Annotated in this window: 7 protein-coding genes; 4 read left to right on the forward strand and 3 right to left on the reverse strand. The window is 74.0% G+C overall.

From position 1 onward, the window contains the following. The coding region (locus EAD89_RS29730) for an ABC transporter ATP-binding protein (protein ID WP_121677996.1) at positions 1 to 1331 on the forward strand (1331 nt) is incomplete at its 5' end. Positions 1332 to 1341: 10 nt separating this feature from the next. Then, entirely contained in the window at positions 1342 to 2142 is an 801-nt protein-coding gene (locus EAD89_RS29735) for an energy-coupling factor transporter transmembrane protein EcfT (protein WP_121677997.1), read from the forward strand. Between the two features lie 146 nt (positions 2143 to 2288). Here the strand turns inward: EAD89_RS29735 and EAD89_RS31190 are convergent, their stop codons facing one another. Beyond that, complete coding sequence (locus EAD89_RS31190; protein ID WP_121677998.1) at positions 2289 to 2708, reverse strand: hypothetical protein; 420 nt, start codon at positions 2706 to 2708, stop codon at positions 2289 to 2291. Positions 2709 to 2995: 287 nt separating this feature from the next. Between EAD89_RS31190 and EAD89_RS29745 the strand changes: the two genes are divergently transcribed. Further along, a complete protein-coding gene (locus EAD89_RS29745; protein WP_121677999.1) occupies positions 2996 to 3292 on the forward strand; it encodes an MTH1187 family thiamine-binding protein in 297 nt (98 codons plus the stop codon). Positions 3293 to 3395: 103 nt separating this feature from the next. Continuing rightward, positions 3396 to 4838 carry an NADP-dependent phosphogluconate dehydrogenase gene (gene gndA, locus EAD89_RS29750; protein WP_121678000.1) on the forward strand — a complete coding sequence of 481 codons (1443 nt, stop codon included), beginning with the start codon at positions 3396 to 3398 and terminating at the stop codon, positions 4836 to 4838. Between the two features lie 42 nt (positions 4839 to 4880). Here gndA and EAD89_RS29755 read toward each other — a convergent pair whose 3' ends face one another. Together EAD89_RS29755 and EAD89_RS29760 are read right to left on the reverse strand one after the other, a co-directional pair. Next, the gene (locus EAD89_RS29755) at positions 4881 to 5648 is read right to left on the reverse strand and encodes a pirin-like bicupin family protein (RefSeq protein ID WP_121678001.1); all 768 of its coding nucleotides are present in this window, start codon (positions 5646 to 5648) and stop codon (positions 4881 to 4883) included. Beyond that, entirely contained in the window at positions 5645 to 5872 is a 228-nt protein-coding gene (locus tag EAD89_RS29760) for a thioredoxin reductase (RefSeq protein ID WP_121652151.1), read from the reverse strand. Before EAD89_RS29760 ends, EAD89_RS29755 begins: the two co-directional genes overlap by 4 nt. Positions 5873 to 5930: the final 58 nt, after the last annotated feature.

Raw genomic sequence — 5930 nt, forward strand, 5'->3', positions numbered from 1 at the left:
AGGCTGGGGAGCGGGTTCTGCTGCTCGGGCCGTCGGGGGCGGGCAAGAGCACGCTGCTCAGCGCGCTCGCCGGGCTGCTGCCCGAGGACTCCGGCGAGCAGGAGGGCACCGTCGAGATCGACGGGCTCGACCCGCGCAAGGGTCGGGAACGGGTCGGCATCGTCTTTCAGGACCCGGAGACCCAGCTGGTGATGGCCCGCAGCGGCGACGACGTCGCGTTCGGGCTGGAGAACCGGGGGGTGCCGGCCGGCGAGATCTGGCCCCGGGTGGACGAGGCGTTGCGCCGGGTCGGCTTCCCGTACGGCCGGGAGCGGCCCACCGCCGCGCTCTCCGGCGGCGAACAGCAACGCCTCGCCCTGGCCGGCGCGCTGGCCCTGCGCCCCGGCCTGCTGCTGCTCGACGAGCCGACCGCCAACCTCGACCCGGCCGGGGCCGACCTCGTCCGGCGCGCGGTGGCCGGCGCGTTGGACGCCGACACCACCCTGATCCTGGTCGAGCACCGGGTCGCCGAGGCGCTCCCGCTGGTCGACCGGGTGGTCGTCCTGGAGCCTGCCGGCGGGGTCCGCGCGGACGGCCCGCCCGAGGAGGTCTTCGCCGCGCACGGCGCCGCCCTCGCCGCCGAGGGCGTCTGGGTGCCGGGTCACCCCGTCGCCACCCGGCCGGCGGCCGGCGCCCCCGGCGAGCTGCTGCTGACCGCCGACCGGCTCGGCCTGCCGCCCCGGCTGGCCCCCACCGACCTGGCGGTACGCGCCGGCGAGGCGCTCGCCGTGCGCGGGCCCAACGGAGCCGGCAAGTCCACCCTGGCGCTGCTGCTCGGTGGGCTGCTCCGGCCGGGCGCGGGGCGGGTCTGCGCGTCCACCGAGCTGGCCGGGCCGGATCACCGCACTCCCCCGCACCGGTGGCGGGCGCCCGCGTTGGCCCGCCGGATCGGGTCGGTCTTCCAGGACCCGGAGCACCAGTTCGTGACCAGCACCGTCTTCGACGAGCTGGCGCTCGGCCCACGCCGGACGGGCCAGCCCGAGACAGCGGTCCGGGAGACCGTGGCGGGGTTGCTGGACCGGCTGCGGCTGGCCCGGCTCGCCGCCGCCAACCCGTACACCCTCTCGGGTGGGGAGGCCCGGCGGCTGAGCGTGGCGACCGCCCTGGCCACCGCGCCCCGCCTGCTGATCTGCGACGAACCCACCTTCGGTCAGGACCGGCGGACCTGGCGGGAACTGGTCGACCTCTTCGCCGATCTCCGCGACGCCGGGCACGGCGTGGTCACCGTGACCCACGACCCGGACTTCGTCGCCGCGCTCGCCGACCGCACCGTCACCCTGGAGCGATCGTGACCGGCACCCGATGATCAGCATCGAGCCGGTCGCCGCGCCCGGCGCGCCACTGGCCCGCCGCAACCCGGTCGCGAAGGTGGCCGCCGCACTGGTCTTCTCGTTCACCCTGCTGGCCACCCTGGACCCGGTGGCCCCGGCGATCGCCATCGCGCTCGAACTGGCCGTGCTGCCGCTGTTCGGCATCCGCTACCGGATGCTGGCCCGCCGGGCCTGGCCGCTGCTGGTCAGCGCCGTCGGCATCCTGGTCACCCTGGTGCTCTTCGCCGCCGACCGGTCCGGTCGGGTCCTGCTGGACGCGGGACCGGTGCTGGTCACCACCGGAGTGCTGCTCACCGCGCTCGGCCTGATCCTGCGGGTGCTCGCGGTCGCCCTGCCCGGCGTGATCGTCTTCGCCACCACCGACCCCACCGACCTGGCCGACGCGCTGATCCAGAACGCGAAGGCGCCGGCCCGCTTCGCCATCGGCGCGCTGGCCGCGTTCCGGCTGGTGCCGCTGCTGGGCCAGGAGTGGCAGATGATCAGCATGGCCCGGCGGGCGCGGGGCGTGGACGCCGGGCGTAACCCGGCGGCGAAGCTGAGGTTGTTCGCCTCGACCGCGTTCGCGCTGCTGGTCGGGGCGATCCGTCGGGGCACCCGGCTGGCCGTGGCGATGGACGCCCGCGGCTTCGACGCCGGCACTCCCCGCACCGTGGCCCGCCGCCAGTCCTTCACCCGCGCCGACGCCGTGCTCATCGTCGTCGCCGCCGCGCTGGCCGGCAGCGCCCTCACCGTCAGCATCCTGCTGGGCGCCTTCCGCCCGCTGATCGGCTAGGTCGCCTTCCCTGCCGTTCCCCGGGCCGGATCTGTGCGAGCCATCGGGACGTGGTGACCTCCGACGCGCGCGAGGCCACCACTTCCCGGAATGTGCTGCCACCGCTCGCCGCGCCGGAACAGCACGGCGGAACGGGGGCGTGTCGATCAGCTGCGGCGGAAGGCGTAGCGGCGGGGTTGGCCGGCTCGTTGGCTACGGCCGCCGGCCGAGCGCGGTCCGCCACCCTGCTGCGGTCCGGCCGTCGGCGCCGCCGGTCGCCCGGCCGCCTTCGGCAGGTCGGCCACCACCGGCGCGTCGACCGCTGCCGGCACCTCGACCGGCAGCGTCAGCTCACCCGGCAGCGACGGCTCGACCAACGCCGCCGGCAGCGCCGGCTCGACCAACGCCGCCGGCAGAACCGGCTCGACCAGTCCCGCCGGCAGCGCCGGCTCGACCGGCTCGACCGCGAGGTCGAGGCCGGCGCGGGTCGGTCGGAGCGGGCCGCGGTCGGCCGCCGGGTCGGTGCCGAGCGGCGTTCCTCCGGCGGTACGGGACGACTTCTTCTTCGGGTTGCGCCTGGCTGGCATCCGGGCCTCCTTCGGCCGATCGACGCGGCCGGCCCGCGCTCCGGCGGTCGGTCGGTTCGGCTGGTGACCGTCGCAGCGCGACAGTCGAACGGGAAGGGACTGCTCACCGGGTTGGGCAGGGCCAGCACCGCCGCGCGGCGGGTGGGGATGCGGGACGCCCGGGAGCGCACGGACCGCGGCGCGGGGCGGCGGACCGGCTCGGAGAGTGGGGCGTCAGTTACGCATGCCCGCACGCTATCGGGTGGGCGGGCACCGGCGCATCCGGTTTTCCTGACAACATCAGCGGCATGCTGATCGCGTTCTCGATTACCCCGCTCGGTGTCGGTGAGTCCGTCGGTGACCTGGTCGCCGACGCGGTACGGGTGGTCCGCGAGTCCGGCCTGCCCAACCGGACCGACGCCATGTTCACCACCGTCGAGGGCGAGTGGGACGAGGTGATGGCGGTGGTGAAGCGGGCGGTCGACGTGGTGTCCGCGCGGGCGCCCCGGGTGAGTGTCGTGCTCAAGGCCGACGTCCGGCCGGGAGTGAACGACGCGCTCACCGCGAAGGTGACGCGCGTGGAGGATCGACTGGCCCGCGGCTGAGCGCCACCGGCCGGTGACAGGCTGTCGACGAGGCGGCCCGCTCCGCCACGCACCGCGATACGGTCGCAGCACGGCAGTACGACGGTGAGAGGTGGCGGCACGGATGGCTGAGCAGGCGACGGCGCAGATCGGCGTGACCGGGCTGGCGGTGATGGGCCGCAACCTGGCCCGCAACCTGGCCCGCAACGGCTTCACCGTGGCGGTGCACAACCGTTCGCCGGAACGCACCCGCAGCCTGATCGCCGAGCACGGCGACGAGGGCACGTTCGTGCCCGGCGAGTCGATGGCCGACTTCGTGGCGTCGCTGGAGCGGCCCCGCGCGGTGATCGTGATGGTCAAGGCGGGCGCGCCCACCGACGCGGTGATCGACGAGCTGGTGCCCCTGCTCCAGGAGGGCGACATCGTCGTCGACTGCGGCAACGCCCACTTCGCCGACACCCGCCGGCGCGAGGAGGCGTTGCGCGCCCACGGTCTGCACTTCGTGGGCACCGGCGTCTCCGGCGGCGAGGAGGGCGCGCTGCTCGGGCCGAGCATCATGCCGGGCGGTTCGGCCGAGTCGTACGCCAAGCTCGGGCCGATGTTCGAGAAGATCTCCGCCCACGTGGACGGGGTGCCGTGCTGCCGGCACATCGGGCCGGACGGCGCCGGGCACTTCGTCAAGATGGTGCACAACGGCATCGAGTACGCCGACATGCAGCTCATCGCCGAGGCGTACGACCTGCTCCGGGCCGGCCTGGGCGCGGAGCCGGCGGAGATCGCGGAGATCTTCCGCGACTGGAACGCCGGCGAGCTGGAGTCGTTCCTCATCGAGATCACCGCCGACGTGCTGGCGCACCGCGACGCGGCCACCGGCCAGCCCTTCGTCGACGTGGTGCTGGACCGCGCCGAGCAGAAGGGCACCGGGCGGTGGACGGTGCAGAGCGCGCTGGATCTGGGCGTACCGATCACCGGGATCGCCGAGGCGACCTTCGCCCGCTCCCTCTCCGGTCACGCCGACCAGCGGGAGGCGGCGCGCCGGGCCTTCCCGGACGCCGGAGAGAAGTGGCAGGTGTCCGATCGGGAGGCGTTCATCGAGGACGTCCGCCGGGCGCTGCTCGCCTCGAAGATCGTCGCGTACGCGCAGGGCTTCGACCACATCCGCGCCGGCAGCCAGGAGTACGACTGGGACATCGACCTCGGTGGCACGGCGACGATCTGGCGGGGTGGCTGCATCATCCGGGCCCGCTTCCTGAACCGGATCCGCGAGGCGTACGACGAGCAGCCCGAGCTGTCGACGTTGCTGGTGGCGCCGTACTTCGCCGAGGCGGTCGGCGCCGGCGTGCCGAGCTGGCGGCGGGTGGTGGCCGACGCGGCCCGGGCCGGGGTGCCGACGCCGGCGTTCTCGTCGTCGCTGGCGTACTTCGACGCGCTGCGCGCCGAGCGCCTGCCGGCCGCGCTGATCCAGGGTCTGCGGGACAACTTCGGCGCGCACACCTACCAGCGTGTCGACCGCGAGGGTTCGTTCCACACCACCTGGGCGGGTGACCGCAACGAATCCCCGGCCTGACGGCCCCTCGCCCGGCCCTCTCCCCGTCGCCGGGGCGGGGGGTCAGGCGACGGTGGCGTGCATCTCCCAGACGAGGATCTCGGCCGGCTCGTCGGCGGTGACCCGACGGCCGCCGGTCATGGTGAGCCGGGCCGCGTCACCGGTGCCGAGCGGGCCGCTGCCCTCCAGGTTGACCGTGCCGTCGGGCACGTACAGGTGCACGAAGGGCGCGTCCGGGATGGTGACCTCGTCGCCGGGGGTGAGCCGGGCGGCGTGCAGGGTGGCGTAGCGGTTGCGGATCCGGATCGCGGAGGCGCCGTCGTAGCGGTCCATTCCGGAGGCGATCGGCACGAGGCCGCCGCGCAGTAGCTCGTCCTCGATCTCCAGCTGCTCGTAGCCGGGGTCGACGCCCTGCTCGTCGGGGAGCACCCACATCTGCACGAAGTGCACCGGGTCGCTGTGCGGCTCCTGGTTGTTGAGCCGCCAGGCGTCGTTCTTCTCCGAGTGCAGGATGCCGGTGCCGGCGCTCATCCGCTGAGCCAGCCCCGGGTAGATCACCCCGGAGTGCCCGGTGGAGTCCTGGTGCACGAGGGAACCGCGCAGCACCCAGGTGACGATCTCCATGTCCTCGTGCGGGTGGGTCTCGAAGCCGGCACCCGGGCGGACCACGTCGTCGTTGTTGACCAGGAGCAGACCGTGGTGGGTGTTGGCCGGGTCGTAGTGCCGGGAGAACGAGAAGGAGTGCTTGGAATCCAGCCAGGAGATCTGGGTCGCGAAACGGTCCTCGGCCCGGCGTACGTCGACCGACGGGGCCGGCGCGGTCGTGGTCACCAGGCACGCTGCGCGGTGTCGGCGGACGACGGCGCCCAGGTCAGGGCCGGGTCTCCGGTGGCCAGTTCGGCGATCTCGCCGGTACGCACCTGCGGGGTGTGGCCGAACTCGGCGCAGTGCTGCTCGGCGATCTCCGCGCAGATCTCGGCCACCTGCTCGCAGATCGGGTCACCCAGATCGGCCGCGTTCAACGCCATGATCATCTTGTACCGGAGATCCCGCATGTCGCACCCCCTATAGCCGGTCTCGTATACACATCTCCGAGCCCACGAGACTACGCTG

The sequence above is a fragment of the Micromonospora sp. BL4 genome, assembly GCF_003667505.1.
Taxonomy (GTDB): domain Bacteria; phylum Actinomycetota; class Actinomycetes; order Mycobacteriales; family Micromonosporaceae; genus Micromonospora.

What these genes read in the sequence shown, in the direction of transcription:
- EAD89_RS29735 (WP_121677997.1), top strand. Translation starts at nt 1,342, where the DNA reads ATGATCAGCATCGAGCCGGTCGCCGCGCCCGGCGCGCCACTGGCCCGC.
- EAD89_RS29760 (WP_121652151.1), bottom strand. Translation starts at nt 5,872, where the DNA reads ATGCGGGATCTCCGGTACAAGATGATCATGGCGTTGAACGCGGCCGAT.
- gndA (WP_121678000.1), top strand. Translation starts at nt 3,396, where the DNA reads ATGGCTGAGCAGGCGACGGCGCAGATCGGCGTGACCGGGCTGGCGGTG.
- EAD89_RS29745 (WP_121677999.1), top strand. Translation starts at nt 2,996, where the DNA reads ATGCTGATCGCGTTCTCGATTACCCCGCTCGGTGTCGGTGAGTCCGTC.
- EAD89_RS31190 (WP_121677998.1), bottom strand. Translation starts at nt 2,708, where the DNA reads ATGCCAGCCAGGCGCAACCCGAAGAAGAAGTCGTCCCGTACCGCCGGA.